Below are 15,126 nucleotides of genomic sequence, written 5' to 3'. Positions count from 1 at the left end.
ATTCGTTGTTCTCCTGCTCGAGCGTGTCGATCAGCCGATCGAGTCGCGCAGATCCTTCGCTGCCTTCGCGGGATCGTCGGCGCTGTAGATGCCACCGCCGACGACGGCGACGTCCGCGCCCGAGGCCTGGACGTCCTTGAGCGTGGCGAGCTTCACGCCGCCCGCGACAGAGAAGGCGACACCCGACTCCTTGCCGGCAGTGAGCAGGGTGTTGAGGTCATAGCCCTCTTGCGCCTGCTCGTCGAGACCTGCGTGGAACTCGACGAACTCGGCGCCCAAGGCGGTGACTTCCTTGGCACGGGCGGCCTTGTCGTCGACGCCGATGAGGTCGACGACGACGCCCTTGCCGTGGGCCTTGCCGGCCTTGATGGCTCCGGAGATGGTGGAATCGTCGGCGACCCCGAGGACCGTCACGAGATCGGCGCCGGCCTTGAAGGCGACGTCGGCTTCGAGCTCGCCGGCGTCCATCGTCTTGAGGTCCGCGAAGACGATCTTGTCCGGGTGGGCTTCCTTGATGGCGGTCACGGCGGAGAGGCCCGCGTTCTTCACCAGCGGGGTACCGAGTTCGATGATGTCGACGTACTCGGCGACCTTCCCGGAGAGCTCGAGGGCGTCTTCGACGGTCAGTACGTCCATGGCGAGTTGCAGTTTCATGAGGTGTCCTTTGATAGCCGGAATCGGTCGGTGGGTGCGGCGCGCACTATTCGAGGTTCGCGTGCCGGGGCCAGAGGTCTTTGGCAGGGGTGCCGTCGGCCTGCCAGAGGGTGTGGAAGACGGCGTCGAGCACCAGGAGAAGGGACTGCTCGAAGAGGCTGCCCGAGTACTGGCGCGAGGCCGTCCCGCGGTGGTCTGTCTTCTGCGCGGCCGGGATGACGATCACGCAGTCCGCGAGCTTCGCGAGTGTCGACTCGCCGTCGGTGGTCAGGGCTGCCACGCGGGCTCCGACGTCGCCGGCCGTCCTGGCCGCGGAGACAGCGCCCGCGGTCGTCCCGGAGCCGGAGGCAACTAGGAGCAGGTCGCCGTCGCCGATGGCCGGCGTCGTCGTCTCGCCCACCACGTGGACGGTCATGCCCAGGTGCATGAGGCGCATGGCGTGCATGCGCAGGGCGAGACCGCTGCGCCCTCCCCCGGTGACGAACACGCGACCGGCCTGCTGGATCTCGGTGACGAGTGAGGCGAGCTGGTCGTCCTGCAGGCCGTCTGCGGCAGCGACGAGTTCCTCGTGGAGCAGGCGCAGGCTGACGGGCACCGAGGGGTTGTCGGGTGCTGCGGTCATCGGTGGGGCTCCTGCCGTTCGGGGTTGGTCCGGACTCCAGTCCATCACCCCGGTACGCCCCGTCAGGACGCTTGCCCTACCCCGCTGAACCTAGGTTGCGCAGGGCTAGGCAGATCCGTGAACCACGCCACAGGTGTCAGGCGTTGGCCGGCAACGACGACGTTCCCTGCGCCAGGCGCGCGAGCGTGGCCTCGCTACTGGAGCCCGGGGCCCCGTAGTAGGTGCAGACGCTCTGGTCCGCCTCGCCCGGGACCAGGAGGGTCTGGTAGTGCAGCACGAATTCGCCGGCCACCGGGTGGTTGAAGCGGATCTCGCCCTGGTCCTTCTCGTGGACGTTCTGGTCGTCCCAGAAGCGGGTGAACTCGGGGCAGCCCTCGCGGAGGTCGGTGATGAGTTCGGCGAGCCGGCGGTCGTCCGGGAAGCGTCCGACGTCGAGGTGGAGCATCGCGGTGGTCTGCTCGCTCACCTGCTCCCAGTCCTGGTAGAGCTCCCGGGCCTTCGGGTCCAGCAGGATGAAGCGCGCGTAGTTGCGGTGGGTGGCCGGCAGTGCCTCGAAGTCGGTCATGAGCGCCCGGGCCAGGCGGTTGCTGGCGAGCACGTCCGTTCGGCGGCCTAGGATGATCGCGGGAACCGACTCCATGACGGACAGCAGGTCGTACAGTCCGGGCCGCACGCGCTGCGGCTCGTACGTGGGCGCGTGGTGTGGCGTCGGGGTGCCGCACAGGTTGAGGAGGTGGTTCCGCTCCACCGTGTCGAGCCGGAGGGCCTGGGCGATGGAGTCGATGATTTCGAGGGACACCGCACCCCCGCGGCCCTGCTCGATCCGCATGTAGTAGTCGGCGCTCATCCCCGCGAGCCGCGCCACCTCCTCCCGGCGGAGACCGGGCACGCGGCGCACCCTGCCGTCGAACGGAGCACCGAGGTCCGCGGGTGAAAGCCGTGCGCGTCGCGAGCGCAGGAAAGCTGAGATCTCTGCGGCCCGGTCCATGGTTGCCATTCTGCCGTACCTGATCGCGCCGTATCGGCGAGTCCCACGGCTGGACGAAGGAGAGATTCCTCTCCGCTGCCTCCTGCGGCCGGTAGCCTGAGGCAATGAAACCTCTGGCAGACCTCCCCCCGTACATCTACGGCACCACGCGGCTCGGGCACGACGACGTCCCCCGCGAGCAGCAGGCAGCCATGGCCCGCACGGCGATCGACGCCGGTCTCTGGCTCCACACCTCACGCCAGTACGACCACGCCCTCGAGGTCCTCGGTGCCGCCCTGGCCGAGGAGCCCAGCAAGATCCCGCCCGTCATCGTGAAGCTCGGCGGCGGCACGGCCGACGACGTCCGGGCGACGATCGCCGAGAACATCGAGCCCCTGGGCATCAGCTCCATCGACATCGGCCAGCTCACCGGTGCAGGCGCCTTCGCGGAGGACATGGTCACGGGCGGGCCCACCCTCGCCGATCTGCGGCGCATCAAGGACGAGGGCCTCGTAGGTCGCTTCGTCCTCGAGATCTTCCCCTGGACCTCCGAGGCGCCCCTCGCGGCGCTGCGGGCCGGGCATCTGGACGGGCTGATCGACGGCTATATCTTCTACCTCAATCCGCTGCAGCGCTTCGCCTCCAACGAGCTCTGGGACGAACTGCTGGCACAGGACAAGGCCATCATCTCGATGCGCACCGTGGCCGGCGCGCCCGTACATACCCTGCGCGACGTCCCCGGAGCTGCGTGGCAGCCCTACCTGCAGGAGCGTGCCGTCGAGGTAGCGCCGATCTTCGAGCGATCAGGCGTCGCGAGCTGGGCGGATTTCTGCATCCGGTTTGCCCACAGCACCCCGCAGGTGGTCTCCACCGTGGGCTCAACGAGCCGCGAGGAGAACCTGAAGGAACTGCTCTCCTTCAGCCAGGACATCACGCCGCTGCCGCAGGACATCGTGGACGAACTCTTCGCCCTGCAGCGCCGCTGGTCCGACGAGACGGACATCCACGCGGAGCCCTGGAGCATGTAGGGATTCAACTCGAACGACGAAGGCGGGCAGTCACCTGGGTGACTGCCCGCCTTCATTCGTCCTGGTGAGAGTTGCTAGCTGTCGCAGCCCCACCCATCGTTGTCACGGTCGAACTTCGGCTGGAAACCGGGCGAACCAGCCGCAATCGGAGCGGCACCCGCTGCGCGGACCGCATCACAATTCGCGTAGTAAGGCGCTGCCGGGGCAGGAGCCACCGGCGCGGGTGCCGGGGCGACCGGTGCGACAGGTGCAGGCGCCACCGGAGCGGGCACTACCGGAGCGGGGGCGACGACGGGCGGCGCGACCGGTTCCGGCACGACAGGTGCCGGGGCAGGAGCTACGGGCTCCACGACCGGAGCTGCTTCCTCGACCGGCTCCGCCGGAGCGGCGACCGATGGCGCCATCTGATTGGTCGGCGCGAGGATGCCGTTGCAATCGGACAGGATGCCCGCCATGGCGTCGTGCTCAGCCTGGGTGACCCACAGCGTGTAGGTCGCCTTGACGGAAATCTGCCGCGCCACGTACTCGCAGCGGTAGCCCTTGTTCGGCGGCAGCCAGGTGGCGGCGTCGCCGTCGCTCTTCTGCTGGTTGGTGGGGCCGTCCGTGGACTGCAGGTTCAGCGGATCGTTGGCGAAGGCGACGCGCTGCTCGGCGGTGAGTTGCTGCGCGCCCTTCTGCCAGGCGTCCGACAGCGCGACGACGTGGTCGATCTGCACCTTGGTGCTCGTCGTCTGTCCCCGCAGGAACGGGATCTCGGTCCCTGTGTACGGGTCGTCCAGCAGGCCCGACTGCACCTTGCAGGGCACCGAGTTGGCGTGGACGATGTCCGTCAGGTCGCGGTTGAGCATGTCGTTGCGGGTGTCGCACCCGTTGCGGTCGACGTCGGCCCAGGCCTGGCCGAACAGCTCGCGGTCGTACCCCGTCTTCGGAGCCCTGCCCTTGACTGGCAGTGTCTCCAGAAGCGCGAGCGCCGTGGTGTCGAAGGCCGGCTGGTCCGACGGCGCGCGGGGCGTGCCGGTCACGTCCGGGACCGTGTCGGAATCCAACGGGGCAACGTCCGACGGCGTCGGGCTCGCTGTCGGGGATGGCGTTGCGGACGGCGTCGCGGACGCCGTTGCCGTGCTGGACTGGCTAGCCTGCACGGCCGGTTCGGCGACAGCGGCCGAGTCCGAAGCCGGTGCAGTGGCACATCCTGCAAGGAGGGCGATAGTTGCCGCTCCCGCGAGGAGCGGCGCGGACCATGGCGCCATGTGACGCCTCGACCGTTTTTGGGCAGGCGGATGCTGAAACAGACTGATGGGAACCCCCGGAAGTATCGATGCCACCGCAGAGATGGGCGGCATCGTAGTGAGACAAGTGATTGCAGAATACAGGGCGCGTTGGTAGCACGTTGTCGAAACGTGGCCGTCAGGCCTGTCACGTGTTCGGGCAAGCGCCGTCAGCTTGCTGAATCGCTAAGGGATCGGAAGAAGTCTGGAACCGAAGGTTCGCCCACTACGAAGGACCTGGAAGCCGAAGACTTATCATCGACAAGTTTCGGTTCGCGACATCTCGATAAGAAGTATAAGAGTGTGCTAAAACTTGGATGTTATTCGCCTCGGCAACAACTCGTTTGAAGGGGCACCTCGCATTATCTCCAAGGGGAACGAATGAAGAAAATTACCGCAGGTCTCAGCCTCGTAGCAACCGTCGCTCTTTCTGGTCTCGCAGCATCGCCCGCGATGGCCGCGCCGTTCCAGAACTGCGAAGAGGCTCGGAATGCCGGTCAGGTCAACATTCCGTTCGGTTCGCCGTTCTACAACGAGAACTCTGATCGCGATAAGGACGGCGTCGCCTGCGAAGAAGGCGATCCGGCAAGCGTCCCAGCGGTTGGAACTCCCGCACCGGCACCGGCACCGGCACCGGCACCGGCACCTGCACCGGCACCCGCACCCGCACCCGCACCCGGCGTCGTCACACAGACCCCGCAGGTCGCACAGATGCCCGTCGGCGGTGCAGCAACCGGCGTCGCACAGGACACCACCGACAACACGGGCGCTCTTGCGCTGGGTGCCGGCTTCGTCCTGGCAGCAGTGGCCGGCGGCACCTTCGCGGTCCGTCGTCGCGGCGCCCAGGCGTAGCGAGACTCGCTTACTGAACTAGTCGGGATCACAGGAACCATGACGAGTTCACTTGGGAATCGCCGCAGAAGCGTTGTTGCTTCTGCGGCGATTGCCGTTGCCCTCCTCAGCGGATGCGCCGGACAACCAGCAGCCGACGTCTCAGCCCTGCAATCCGCCCCGTCTGCTAGCCCGTCAGCCGCTGCCCCGGCTGCTAGCCCGTCACCCGCTGCGACAGCAGCTGCCCAGGACACGCTGCCTACAACCGCCGGGCCACAGGTCTTGCCCGCCTCCCGGCCGGTGTTCCTCAGCGTTCCATCGGAGGGCATCGCAACAGATCTGATGTCACTCGGGCTGCAGGACGACCGATCGCTCGAGGTCCCTCCGGAAGACCCGGGGGCGCCCGCTGGCTGGTACAACCTCTCCCCTACACCCGGCGAACTCGGACCTGCGGTGATTCTGGGCCACGTTAACGCGACCGACGGTGGACCAGGAGTGTTTGCAGAACTGCGCGATTTGAAGCCGGGCGATACCATCGATGTCATTCGCGAGGACGGCTCGACAGCGACCTTCGAATTCCAACGCGGCGAGCAGTACGCGAAGGATGACTTCCCGACGCAGAAGGTCTACGGCAACACCGCAGGAGCCGAACTGCGCCTCATCACCTGCGACGGCTACGATCCCGAAACGGGCCTGTTCGACGACAACTACGTGGTTTACGCAACCCTTGCAGCTTAGGTTCAGCCACTAGCACCTCCCTAGGAGTGCCACTCGATCGCGCTGACAACCTGCTGTCCGGTGCGGCAGACAGCTGCCTCTGTGCTCGAGTCACCGCGGGAGAAAGCAGACTCCTACGAGCCACCCCTCAGAATGCTCGGTCGTCCAGTACGACACGACTGGGTTGTGCAGCGACGTGTGTGCGCCTGCCCGTACAGCAGGTACAGCTCGCTGATCGGCATGCCACCGAAGCGGGCACAAAGGCCGATAGCCATCCGGCGACTCTGTGCAAGCTCAGCTTTTGCTCAGCATTGACGACCGACAGAGGACGCGCGTGGAATGCGGAGAGGAAGTCCACCTTGGAGGCGACCTCACAGAATCAGCGCTCCCGACGGGGTCAGATCATCGGAAGCCTCCTTCGGCCGGATGCATGCCGCCTCCAGGACCGTCAGTGGCTCGATAAGCAGAACATCGGACTTGTGCTAGATCTTTGATGTCATCCTCTCTGCGGCTGCCTTTGGGCATCGAGTTTCAGGCAGAGCCACGTCCGGGGGGTGACAATCAAAACCAGCGGCATTGTTGGCCGGAGGACGCAGTCCCAGCCATCACAGCATCCGCATTCATACCTGCAGAAGAAGATCGATGAACCATTCTCATTTCCGCCGGCTCGCACCGGCAGCACTCCTGACCGTCGTGGTCCTAGCCTCGACGCTGACCGCTTGCACCGCGCCCGAGGCGTCCAGCGGGCCGGCAGCCGACTACCAGCCCGGCACCGTCGTGCGAGTGATCGACGGCGACACCCTCGTCATCAATTTTGACGGCGAAGACCAGACGGTTCGCCTCCTGAATGTGGACACGCCTGAGACGAAGGATCCGGACAAGCCCGTCGAGTGCCTCGGTCCGGAGGCCACCCAAAAGCTTGAATCGCTGACGCCTCCCGGAACAAAGGTCGGACTCGACTTCGATATCGAGCGGACGGACAAGTACGACCGCGTGCTGGCCGCCGTGTTCATCGAGGATCAGACCTTGGTCAACGCGGAACTCGCCCGGGCGGGCCTGGGCGTTCCAATCCTCATCGAGCCGAACAAGAAGTACTACGACGAGGTGCAAGCGGCGTACAACGAGGCCACGACAGCGAGCGTCGGACTGCTGGACGTCGCGGAGGGCTGCACCCTCCCGTCAGAGGCAGCCGAGGCCCTGGAGGAGCTCGCTGCAGCCGTCGAGGAACCGGTCGGTGAAACAGGAACAACAGCCGCTGCAACCGCCGCCGGCATCCTCGCAGCCCTGACGACCGCGAAAGCCGCCAGGGAAGCGCTCGAAGCAGGCAAGGACACCGTCCGTGTCCTCGCGCTCGGAGTAGACCGCGCTGCAGAATTGGCGCGTGAGCTGGACAGTCAGATCACCAAGGGCGAGGAGTCGCTGACTGCCGCAAACTCGAAAGCCTCCTCCCTCCAGGAGGCCGAGAAGGCTGCGCGGGTTGCAGCCGCTGAAGCAGAAGCAGCGAGGGTGGCAGAAGCCGCACGGGTCAAGGCTGAACGAATCCAGGCGGAAGCCGCAGAAGCCGCTCGGGTGGAAGCCGAACGAATCCAGGCAGAAGCCAACGCTCGTGCCGAAGCAGATCGCTTGGCAGCCGAAGCGGCGGCTGCCGCAGAGCAGGAGCGAATCCGGAACCTCCCGCCTGTGCCCGCGCCGTACACCCCGCCCGCTCAGCAGTACGTCCCTCCCGCTCCCCCTGCGGCCGGGAATCCCTACCCCGGCTACAACGGACCCCGTTGCTACGCGCCGGGCGGGAAGAGCTGGCGTCCCTGCTGAGCCTGAGGCGTGGTCACACGTCACCCGTCCTTCGAGGTGAGCACTCGTCGAACTATGCCTTCGGCCTTGGTGCCCGCAGGGCGCTGGCGGGCCATTGTGTGGGCTGGGTGCGAAGCCTATGATCCTGCCGGGGAAGGACTTGGTCTCGACCAACTTCGTGAGGGGCAATCCCATGACCGACTTCTTCACCATGAGACTCGGCGAGACTGCAGCGCCAGTGCCATCAGGGCCCGTTCTCTGCACCGGCTCGGCGAGCATGCGGCGCATCCACCGCTTCTTCCTGTGGGCGTACGGCGAGGCGCCCGGCCTGGTGAGATCCGTCGAACCTTGCGACACCGCCCGCGCCGCCTACGTGGGCGAGGTACTGGGGAACTTCGACAAGGTGCTTCATGTGCATCATGAAGGCGAGGACCTCCTCATGTACCCACGGCTTGCGGAGCGAGCACCGGGGTGCGCCCTGCATATAGAGCAAATGCTCGGGCAGCACAGGCAGGTCACGCAACGGCTCGAGAGTATCGAGCCGGTCCGCCTGGGCTGGATGGAGACAGCCGATGCAAGCGTGAGAGCGAACCTCGCTGATCGGTACGAGGAGCTATCCACTGTCCTCCAGGTGCACCTGCGCCGCGAGGTCACCGAGGTGATGCCCGCTGTGGACCGAGTGATGACCGAGAAGGAGGGGAAGGAGATAGGGAAGCACGGCGTGGAGACGTTCGACAAGAAGTTCCTGGTCGGGTACCTCGGGATGGTGCTGGCCACGAATCCGTCCGGCGAGCGCGAGAAGTTCTTCAGGGAGATCCCGCCGCCGGTCCGTCTCGCCTACCGACTCGTGGGGCGCCGAATGTATCGGAAGCAGTACGCCACGCTCTTCCCGGGACGAGTCATTCCCGACACGTTGTGAACCGCCCTGAAGGGGGCAGACTCCGGATAGAAGCGCCGACCACCCGAGGAGGATAGCGTGCCGAAGAAGGAGTCCCGAACCTTCATGGACAGGACGGACGCCGGACGGCGGTTGGGACACAGGCTCGCAGGGCTACGGGGTCAGGACGTGGTGGTGCTGGGTCTGCCCCGCGGCGGTGTTCCGGTCGCCTTCGAGGTAGCGAGAATCCTTGGTGCGCCACTGGACGTGATCGTGGTGCGGAAGCTGGGAGTTCCATTCCGGCCAGAACTTGCCATGGGCGCCATGGGGGAGGGCGGCACCCGGATCCTCGATGCGCACGTCCTTTCGCAGGCTCATGTCACGGAGGAGGACCTGCGAACGGTTGAGACGAATGAACGCGACCTCCTGGAGGAGCGCCGGACCCGGTACCGGCAGGGAAGAACCCGGACAGATGTCGACGGGCGTATCGTCGTCGTCGTGGACGACGGCATGGCCACCGGCTCCACTGCGCGGGCGGCATGCCAGGTGGCAAAGCAACTCCGCGCGGCACGGGTGGTCCTGGCGGTACCAGTAGCGCCGGCATCGACGGTGGCCTCGTTCACGGAGGCGGACGAGATCGTGAGCCTCGTTTCACCGCGGAGATTCGAGGCCGTGGGCTGCTACTACAACGACTTCTCAGCCACCGAGGACGACGAAGTGGTCAAGCTGCTCGACGCCGCGGCACGCTCACGGAGTGGTGTCGACGGTGGTTGTCCTGGTCCGCGCCAGGGGCAGTAGCAGGCCGAAGCCACCGGCATCCGGGCCAGCCTGGACACGGGATAGGGCTTAGGGCTTCGGACTCGTCAGATGGTAATCCTCTGCGCCTGCGGAACGTGCCGGATGGGTGGGGTACCCGGCCGCGATCTGACGCTTGACGGCGGGCCGCTCACCCGAAGGTGACCGGCCCGCCGTCGTACGCAGGAACTAGAACACGCGGATGGGAATCTCCGCCGGATCCATGAGCAGCGACTCGATCTCGTCGTCGAGCCGCACCAGCGTGATGGACGCCCCGGCCATGTCCAGGGACGTGCAGTACTCCCCCACATAGCTGCGGCCCACACTGATGCCCTGCTCCGCGAGGCGCTTGTGCGCCTGCCCGTACAGCAGGTACAGCTCGCTGATCGGGGTGCCGCCGAGGCCGTTGATCATGAGCGCCACGCGGTCGCCCTCCTTGAACGGCAGGTCCTTCACGATCGGGACGAGCATCTCCTCGACGATCTCATTGGCGGGCATCATCTTCCCCCGACGGCGGCCCGGCTCGCCGTGGATGCCCACGCCGATCTCGATCTCGTCCTCTCCGAGCTCGAACAGTGGGCTGCCCTTGGCCGGCGGCGTACACGCCGTCACCGCGACACCCATGGTGCGGGTCACCGCGTTCACCTTCTCGCCGATCCGGATGATCTCGCCGAGGTCCGCGCCCCGCTCGGAGGCGGCGGCCACGGCCTTGATGACGAAGAAGTTGCCCGCCACTCCGCGTCGCCCGATCGTGTAGGTGGAGTCCTCCACGGAAACGTCATCGTTGATGAAGAGCGTCTTCACCTCGATGCCGTCCGCCGAGGACATCTCCTCGGCCATCTCGAACACCATCTTGTCGCCCGTGTAGTTGTTCACCAGCAGGAGCACGCCCTTGGGCGACGCCATGAGCTTGGTGGTCTCGTAGACGTAGTCGAACGGCGGTGCCGCGAACACGTCGCCCGGACATGCGGCGTCGAGCATGCCCTTGCCCACGATCATCACGTGGGCGGGCTCGTGTCCGGAACCGGAGCCCTGGATGATGGACACCTTGCTCTCGTCCGGGCCGTCGGCGCGCATGATCAGGTTGTACTCGGGCACGTACTTCAGGGTGTCCGGGTTGGCGAGCGCGAGGCCCTCGAGCATCTCCGGGACGAACTGCTGCGGATCATTGACGAACTTCTTCATGGGGGCTCCACATCGTTGTGAGTTGGGACGGTAGAAGGAAGAGTCAGGGCCAGTCGGCCACGATGCGCTCGATGATGACGGCGACGGCCACCGCACCGGCGTCGGGCGAGCCGATGCTGCGCTCCCCGCTGTAGCTGGCGCGGCCGCGCTTCGCCTGCATGCTCGACGTCGCGTCCGCGCACTCGCGCACCTTCGCGGCGAACGCCGTGCGGCACTCCTCCGGCGAGGCGCCCGCGGCGAGCTGGTGTTCGAGCTCGTCGGTGGCGGGGATGAGGGCGTCGAGCAGGGTCTTGTCGCCGAGGTCGGCGTTGCCGCGCTTCTTGATGCCGTCGGTGGCACCGCGGAGCATGGCGACGACGGCGGCCCCGTCGATCGTCTCGGTGGTCTTCGCGGCTGCGGACGCCCGGAGAAAGGCCGTGCCCCACAGCGGCCCCGAGGTGCCGCCGATCCTGCTGGAGATGGCAAGCGCGATCTGCTGGAGGAACGTGGCGACGTCGTCACGCTTGAACGAGTCCCAGTCCGCCAGCACCTTCTCGAAGCCGCGGGCGAGGGAGTAGCCGAGGTCGCCGTCGCCCACCACGGCGTCGAGATCACCGAATTCCTTCTCCTTCTCGACGGCGGTCTGTGCCAGGGAGTGGACGACGTACTCGACGTCGTCGATCGTGGTGGTGCTCATGGGATCTCCGTTCCGGTCGACGATGCGTGGGAGGCGGACCGCGCCCTGGATGCATCGAGCAGGGCCTGCAGGGTGGCGAGGGTGACGACGCCGCGGACCCCGACGTCGTGCGGGTCCTCGAGGACCTCGGCCTGTTCGCCGTCCGGGTCACCGAGGGAGCTGACGACGAGCGCGGCGCCCGTGAAGTCCTCCTCGCGGGTGAAGCCGCTGACCGTCACAACGGTGGCCAGCCCGGCCCCGACGGCGGCACGCAGCCCGTTGCCGCTGTCCTCGACGACGATCGCGGCGTCGGCCGGCACTCCCAACTCCGACAGGGCCAGCAGGTAGATGTCCGGGGCGGGCTTCTTGGCGGGCACGATGTCGCCGGCGAACACGGCGAAGTGCGAGGCGAGCTGATTCCCGACGGCGTGCGCCAGGACGGCGCGGACCGCGGGTTCCGCGGAGGTGGAGGCCACGGCGAGGGTCCACCCGGCGTCGTGCGCTTCCCGCACGATGCGCGCGATGCCCGGCCGCGCCGGCATGACACCGCTCTCCACGAGTCCCTTGTAAATCTCGGTCTTCCGCTTGTGCCAGGCGAGGATCGCGGCGTCTGTGGAGGAGTCGTCGTCCAGGCTGAGCTCGGCGACCAGCGCGGGGGTGAGGATGCTGCGCATGCGCTCCTTGCCGCCGCCGATCTTCACTTTCTCGGCGTACTCGTCGACGCTCCACTGCACGGGCACGCCGAACTCGGAGAAGGTCCGGTTGAAGGCGGGCAGGTGGCCGTACTGCTCGGTGTCGGCGAGCACGCCGTCGCAGTCGAAGATGAGGGCCGGCATGGTCAGCGGCCGCCTTTGCCGGCGCTGCCGAACTGCTTGCAGAGGTCCGTGACCATCGCAACGACGTCGGAGCGGGTGTGCTTGAACAGCGACGGCGGGTCCCACTTGCTGTTCTGCTCGGCCTGCTTGAGGAACGCCAGGCTGGACTGCATGTACGTCTCCTTGAGCGCCGTGGAGATGTTGACCTTCGCGCAGCCGCGGGCGATGAGGTCGGCGAACTGCTCGGCGCTGAGGCCGCTGCCGCCGTGCAGGGCGATGGGGACGTTGCGTGCCTCGACGATCTGCGTGACACGCTCGGCGTCGAGCACGGGTGCGGCCTTGTAGCTGCCGTGGGCGTTGCCGATCGAGGGGGCGAACACGTCAATCCCGGTGGCGTCGATGAAGGCGAGGGCCACCTCGAGGCTCTGCTGCTTGGAGACGTCGTCGGACCCGTGGTCGTCCTCGACACCGGTGATGGCCTCGATCTCGCCCTCCACCTGCGCGCCGTAGCTGCGGGCCTCGGCGACGACGTCGACGGTCTGGCGCTGGTTCTCCTCAACGGGGAGGTTGGATGCGTCGAAGAGCACGGAGTTCCAGCCGGCCTTCAGGCATTCGGTGACGACGTCGCGGTCCGGGCAGTGGTCGAGGTGCAGGGTGACGGGCACCTCGATGCCGCGCGTCATCGACTGCCACATGTCGAACAGCACCCGCGAGCCGATGCTGCGCACGGTCTTCACCGAGGTCTGCAGGATCACCGGTGAGTTGGCCTCCACGGCGCCGGCGAGCACGCCCTCCATGGTGAGGTCGTTGAAGATATTGATGGCGGGCACCCCGTAGCGTGCCTCGAATGCCGGGTCGACGATGTCCTTCAGCGGTACAACGGCCATAGTGATTCCTCCTGGTCAGGCTGACCCCCACGCTAGGTGGGCGAGGCCGCGCTGGGTATGGGGGTTCTCCCGCCCTTCCCCTGGGGGTAATCACCACCTCGTCAGCAATGGATACGCGTGGTTGAGTGGGCCGCGGCCGTCCGGCCGCCCACTTCGACGACGAAGGACCCCCATGACTCCCGGATCAGTACTCGAAACCATCACGTCCAAAGAGGCCCGCCTCGTCATCGACGCCGCGGCAGCCAAGGCCGAGGAGATCGGCCAGCCCATGGACATCGCCGTGGTCGACGCCGGCGGAAACCTGAAGGCGCACGTGCGGATGGACGGCGCGAACATCGGCAGCATCACCATCGCGATCAACAAGGCCTACACATCTATCGCGTTCCAGTGCGAGACCGGCGACCTGCAGGGTGTCACCCGGCAGGACGGTCCCATCTACGGGCTGAGCGATGCCCACGGCGGCCGCCTCGCGGTGTTCCCCGGCGGCATTCCGCTCGTGCGTGATGGCAACATCATGGGCGCCATCGGCGTCTCCACGGGCACCATCGAGCAGGACCAGGAAGTCGCCTCCGCCGGCGCCGCCGCCTACCTGGAGTTCGCGATCGCCTGACCCTGGTGCGGGTCAGCGCGCTAGGACCGCTCATCCTCACGTGACGTGCCGGACTCGGCAATGCGCTTGATGGCGGCGAGCGTCTTCGGGATGCCGTCGAGCGCCTGCCGGGTCCGGTCGATGATCTGCGCGGGCGCATCATCCCCGAACTTCTCCTCGAACATGGCGATGCCGCCCGGCAGGAAATCCCAGGATTCGGTCAGAGTGGTTCCGGTGCCGGCCGGCGTCAGTGTGTAGCCCCAGCGAACCCTGTCGCCGCCGACCACCCAGGCGAACTCACGGCCGCGCTCTGCGGCCACGACTTGCGACCGGGTTTCCCAGGTGCGGTGCGGAAGTTCATTGCGCCCTGTGAACCAGGCGCCGACCTGGCCTGCACTGACGTCGTCCTCCCACCAGCACCGCGTACACACCGGACTCCACTCGCCGGTGCGGGTGATGTCGGAGACCAGGTCGTAGATGCTTTCCGCCGATGCCTGGATCGTGACGGACTCCTGGTGGCGGCGGATCTCTGTCTGGCTCATGCGTCCATTCTCACAGAAGATTCCCCTCGTCCTGCGGGGATCGGCTGCAGCGATTCGTGCCCGCATAGACTGGGTTCTCGCGCCGGCTACGGAAGGCCCCACATGTTGAACGCCGAACGAACCGGCACCGGAAAGCCACTCGTCCTCGTGCATGGGCTCGGCTCGAGCGTCCGCACCTGGGATCCCGTCCTCCCCCTGCTGCAGGAACAGCGCGAGGTCATCGCCATCGACCTCCCCGGGTTCGGCGGCAGCGAGCCGCTCGCGGGCGAGGTGACCATCGCGACCCTCACGGACGCCGTCGAGCAGTTCCTCGAGCAGGAAAACCTGCGCGACGCGGATATCGTCGGGAGCTCGATGGGTGCCCGGATCGTGGTCGAGCTGGCGCGGCGGGGTCACGCCGGCAACGTCGTCGCCCTCGATCCCGGAGGATTCTGGAACGACACGCAGGTGCGCATCTTCAACGGCAGCATCACTGCGTCCATCGCACTGGTACGGCGCCTCCAGCCCGTCCTGCCGTCGCTCGTCCAGCAGGCTGCGGGCCGGACCGCGCTGCTCGCCCAGTTCTCCGCGGCCCCCTGGAAGCTCGACCCGGAGCTCGTCCTGACCGAGCTCCGCGGATTCGCCACCTCGCCCAGTCTCGATGAAGCGCGTAAGTCGCTCGCGCACGGACCGCGCCAGGCAGGCGCGCCGCAGGGGACGATCAAGGGCACGCTGGCGTTCGGCTGGGGCCGATCGGACAGGGTCACCCCGCTCAGTGAGGCCGCCGTCGCCATGTCCCTCTATCCGGACGCCACCCTGCACGTCTTCGAGGACTGCGGGCACTTCCCGCACTGGGACCAGCCACAGGAGACAGCCCGGTTCATCCTCGACGCCACCGCCGCTGGGTCTTCGTAAGCATCCTCT

General features: G+C 66.9%; 17 protein-coding genes. 8 read left to right on the top strand and 9 right to left on the bottom strand.

Going from position 1 to position 15,126, the window contains the following annotated elements; genetic code table 11:
• Positions 1–30: 30 nt before the first annotated feature.
• From hxlA to AC4D2O_RS04670, 3 genes are all read right to left on the bottom strand, one after another.
• Positions 31–654: a 3-hexulose-6-phosphate synthase gene (gene hxlA / locus AC4D2O_RS04680; protein WP_490905446.1), complete on the bottom strand. Its 624-nt coding sequence runs from the start codon at positions 652–654 to the stop codon at positions 31–33.
• Positions 655–700: 46 nt separating this feature from the next.
• On the bottom strand, positions 701–1,276 hold the full coding sequence (gene hxlB, locus AC4D2O_RS04675) for a 6-phospho-3-hexuloisomerase (protein WP_490905445.1): 576 nt from the start codon (positions 1,274–1,276) through the stop codon (positions 701–703).
• Positions 1,277–1,412: 136 nt separating this feature from the next.
• Entirely contained in the window at positions 1,413–2,264 is an 852-nt protein-coding gene (locus tag AC4D2O_RS04670) for a helix-turn-helix transcriptional regulator (protein ID WP_490905444.1), read from the bottom strand.
• A 104-nt stretch (positions 2,265–2,368) separates the two neighbouring features.
• Here AC4D2O_RS04670 and AC4D2O_RS04665 point away from each other — a divergent pair, with 104 nt between their 5' ends.
• Positions 2,369–3,271: an aldo/keto reductase gene (locus AC4D2O_RS04665; protein ID WP_490905443.1), complete on the top strand. Its 903-nt coding sequence runs from the start codon at positions 2,369–2,371 to the stop codon at positions 3,269–3,271.
• A gap of 74 nt (positions 3,272–3,345) precedes the next feature.
• On the opposite strand, the gene AC4D2O_RS04660 is transcribed toward AC4D2O_RS04665, so the two are convergent.
• On the bottom strand, positions 3,346–4,293 hold the full coding sequence (locus AC4D2O_RS04660) for a GmrSD restriction endonuclease domain-containing protein (protein ID WP_490905442.1): 948 nt from the start codon (positions 4,291–4,293) through the stop codon (positions 3,346–3,348).
• Positions 4,294–4,920: 627 nt separating this feature from the next.
• Between AC4D2O_RS04660 and AC4D2O_RS04655 the strand changes: the two genes are divergently transcribed.
• From AC4D2O_RS04655 to AC4D2O_RS04635, 5 genes are all read left to right on the top strand, one after another.
• Positions 4,921–5,391 (top strand): excalibur calcium-binding domain-containing protein, encoded by a 471-nt coding sequence (locus AC4D2O_RS04655; RefSeq protein ID WP_490905440.1) that lies wholly within the window; start codon positions 4,921–4,923, stop codon positions 5,389–5,391.
• A gap of 39 nt (positions 5,392–5,430) precedes the next feature.
• Entirely contained in the window at positions 5,431–6,108 is a 678-nt protein-coding gene (locus AC4D2O_RS04650) for a class F sortase (RefSeq protein WP_490905439.1), read from the top strand.
• Between the two features lie 762 nt (positions 6,109–6,870).
• Positions 6,871–7,899, top strand: a complete 1,029-nt coding sequence (locus AC4D2O_RS04645; RefSeq protein WP_490905437.1) for a thermonuclease family protein — start codon at positions 6,871–6,873, stop codon at positions 7,897–7,899.
• A gap of 172 nt (positions 7,900–8,071) precedes the next feature.
• Positions 8,072–8,797, top strand: a complete 726-nt coding sequence (locus AC4D2O_RS04640) for a hemerythrin domain-containing protein (RefSeq protein ID WP_490905436.1) — start codon at positions 8,072–8,074, stop codon at positions 8,795–8,797.
• A 57-nt stretch (positions 8,798–8,854) separates the two neighbouring features.
• A complete protein-coding gene (locus AC4D2O_RS04635; protein WP_490905435.1) occupies positions 8,855–9,553 on the top strand; it encodes a phosphoribosyltransferase in 699 nt (232 codons plus the stop codon).
• A gap of 186 nt (positions 9,554–9,739) precedes the next feature.
• On the opposite strand, the gene dhaK is transcribed toward AC4D2O_RS04635, so the two are convergent.
• From dhaK to AC4D2O_RS04615, 4 genes are read right to left on the bottom strand one after another with little or no spacing between them, the layout of a single operon-like run.
• Positions 9,740–10,735 carry a dihydroxyacetone kinase subunit DhaK gene (dhaK, locus tag AC4D2O_RS04630; protein WP_490905434.1) on the bottom strand — a complete coding sequence of 332 codons (996 nt, stop codon included), beginning with the start codon at positions 10,733–10,735 and terminating at the stop codon, positions 9,740–9,742.
• A gap of 43 nt (positions 10,736–10,778) precedes the next feature.
• Positions 10,779–11,411 carry a dihydroxyacetone kinase subunit DhaL gene (gene dhaL, locus AC4D2O_RS04625; RefSeq protein ID WP_490905433.1) on the bottom strand — a complete coding sequence of 211 codons (633 nt, stop codon included), beginning with the start codon at positions 11,409–11,411 and terminating at the stop codon, positions 10,779–10,781.
• Positions 11,408–12,226: an HAD-IA family hydrolase gene (locus AC4D2O_RS04620; protein WP_490905432.1), complete on the bottom strand. Its 819-nt coding sequence runs from the start codon at positions 12,224–12,226 to the stop codon at positions 11,408–11,410. Before AC4D2O_RS04620 ends, dhaL begins: the two co-directional genes overlap by 4 nt.
• Before the next feature lie 2 nt (positions 12,227–12,228).
• A complete protein-coding gene (locus AC4D2O_RS04615; protein ID WP_490905431.1) occupies positions 12,229–13,092 on the bottom strand; it encodes a class II fructose-bisphosphate aldolase in 864 nt (287 codons plus the stop codon).
• Positions 13,093–13,264: 172 nt separating this feature from the next.
• Here AC4D2O_RS04615 and AC4D2O_RS04610 point away from each other — a divergent pair, with 172 nt between their 5' ends.
• A complete protein-coding gene (locus tag AC4D2O_RS04610) occupies positions 13,265–13,702 on the top strand; it encodes a GlcG/HbpS family heme-binding protein (RefSeq protein ID WP_152815321.1) in 438 nt (145 codons plus the stop codon).
• 20 nt (positions 13,703–13,722) lie between these two features.
• Here the strand turns inward: AC4D2O_RS04610 and AC4D2O_RS04605 are convergent, their stop codons facing one another.
• The gene (locus AC4D2O_RS04605) at positions 13,723–14,223 is read right to left on the bottom strand and encodes an SRPBCC family protein (protein WP_490905430.1); all 501 of its coding nucleotides are present in this window, start codon (positions 14,221–14,223) and stop codon (positions 13,723–13,725) included.
• A 102-nt stretch (positions 14,224–14,325) separates the two neighbouring features.
• Here AC4D2O_RS04605 and AC4D2O_RS04600 point away from each other — a divergent pair, with 102 nt between their 5' ends.
• On the top strand, positions 14,326–15,117 hold the full coding sequence (locus tag AC4D2O_RS04600; RefSeq protein WP_490905429.1) for an alpha/beta fold hydrolase: 792 nt from the start codon (positions 14,326–14,328) through the stop codon (positions 15,115–15,117).
• The last annotated feature ends 9 nt before the right edge of the window (positions 15,118–15,126 follow it).

The sequence above is a fragment of the Arthrobacter sp. TJ-238 genome (assembly GCF_058269215.1).
The sequence above is the reverse complement of the archived record's forward strand: the minus strand, read 5'-3'. Positions and strand labels throughout refer to the sequence as shown.

Excerpts from the sequence above, each read along its gene's own strand:
- dhaK (WP_490905434.1), bottom strand. The coding sequence starts at position 10,735 with ATGAAGAAGTTCGTCAATGATCCGCAGCAGTTCGTCCCGGAGATGCTC.
- AC4D2O_RS04655 (WP_490905440.1), top strand. The coding sequence starts at position 4,921 with ATGAAGAAAATTACCGCAGGTCTCAGCCTCGTAGCAACCGTCGCTCTT.
- AC4D2O_RS04620 (WP_490905432.1), bottom strand. The coding sequence starts at position 12,226 with ATGCCGGCCCTCATCTTCGACTGCGACGGCGTGCTCGCCGACACCGAG.
- AC4D2O_RS04615 (WP_490905431.1), bottom strand. The coding sequence starts at position 13,092 with ATGGCCGTTGTACCGCTGAAGGACATCGTCGACCCGGCATTCGAGGCA.
- AC4D2O_RS04665 (WP_490905443.1), top strand. The coding sequence starts at position 2,369 with ATGAAACCTCTGGCAGACCTCCCCCCGTACATCTACGGCACCACGCGG.
- dhaL (WP_490905433.1), bottom strand. The coding sequence starts at position 11,411 with ATGAGCACCACCACGATCGACGACGTCGAGTACGTCGTCCACTCCCTG.
- AC4D2O_RS04600 (WP_490905429.1), top strand. The coding sequence starts at position 14,326 with ATGTTGAACGCCGAACGAACCGGCACCGGAAAGCCACTCGTCCTCGTG.
- AC4D2O_RS04605 (WP_490905430.1), bottom strand. The coding sequence starts at position 14,223 with ATGAGCCAGACAGAGATCCGCCGCCACCAGGAGTCCGTCACGATCCAG.
- AC4D2O_RS04610 (WP_152815321.1), top strand. The coding sequence starts at position 13,265 with ATGACTCCCGGATCAGTACTCGAAACCATCACGTCCAAAGAGGCCCGC.
- AC4D2O_RS04670 (WP_490905444.1), bottom strand. The coding sequence starts at position 2,264 with ATGGACCGGGCCGCAGAGATCTCAGCTTTCCTGCGCTCGCGACGCGCA.
- AC4D2O_RS04650 (WP_490905439.1), top strand. The coding sequence starts at position 5,431 with ATGACGAGTTCACTTGGGAATCGCCGCAGAAGCGTTGTTGCTTCTGCG.
- hxlB (WP_490905445.1), bottom strand. The coding sequence starts at position 1,276 with ATGACCGCAGCACCCGACAACCCCTCGGTGCCCGTCAGCCTGCGCCTG.
- hxlA (WP_490905446.1), bottom strand. The coding sequence starts at position 654 with ATGAAACTGCAACTCGCCATGGACGTACTGACCGTCGAAGACGCCCTC.
- AC4D2O_RS04640 (WP_490905436.1), top strand. The coding sequence starts at position 8,072 with ATGACCGACTTCTTCACCATGAGACTCGGCGAGACTGCAGCGCCAGTG.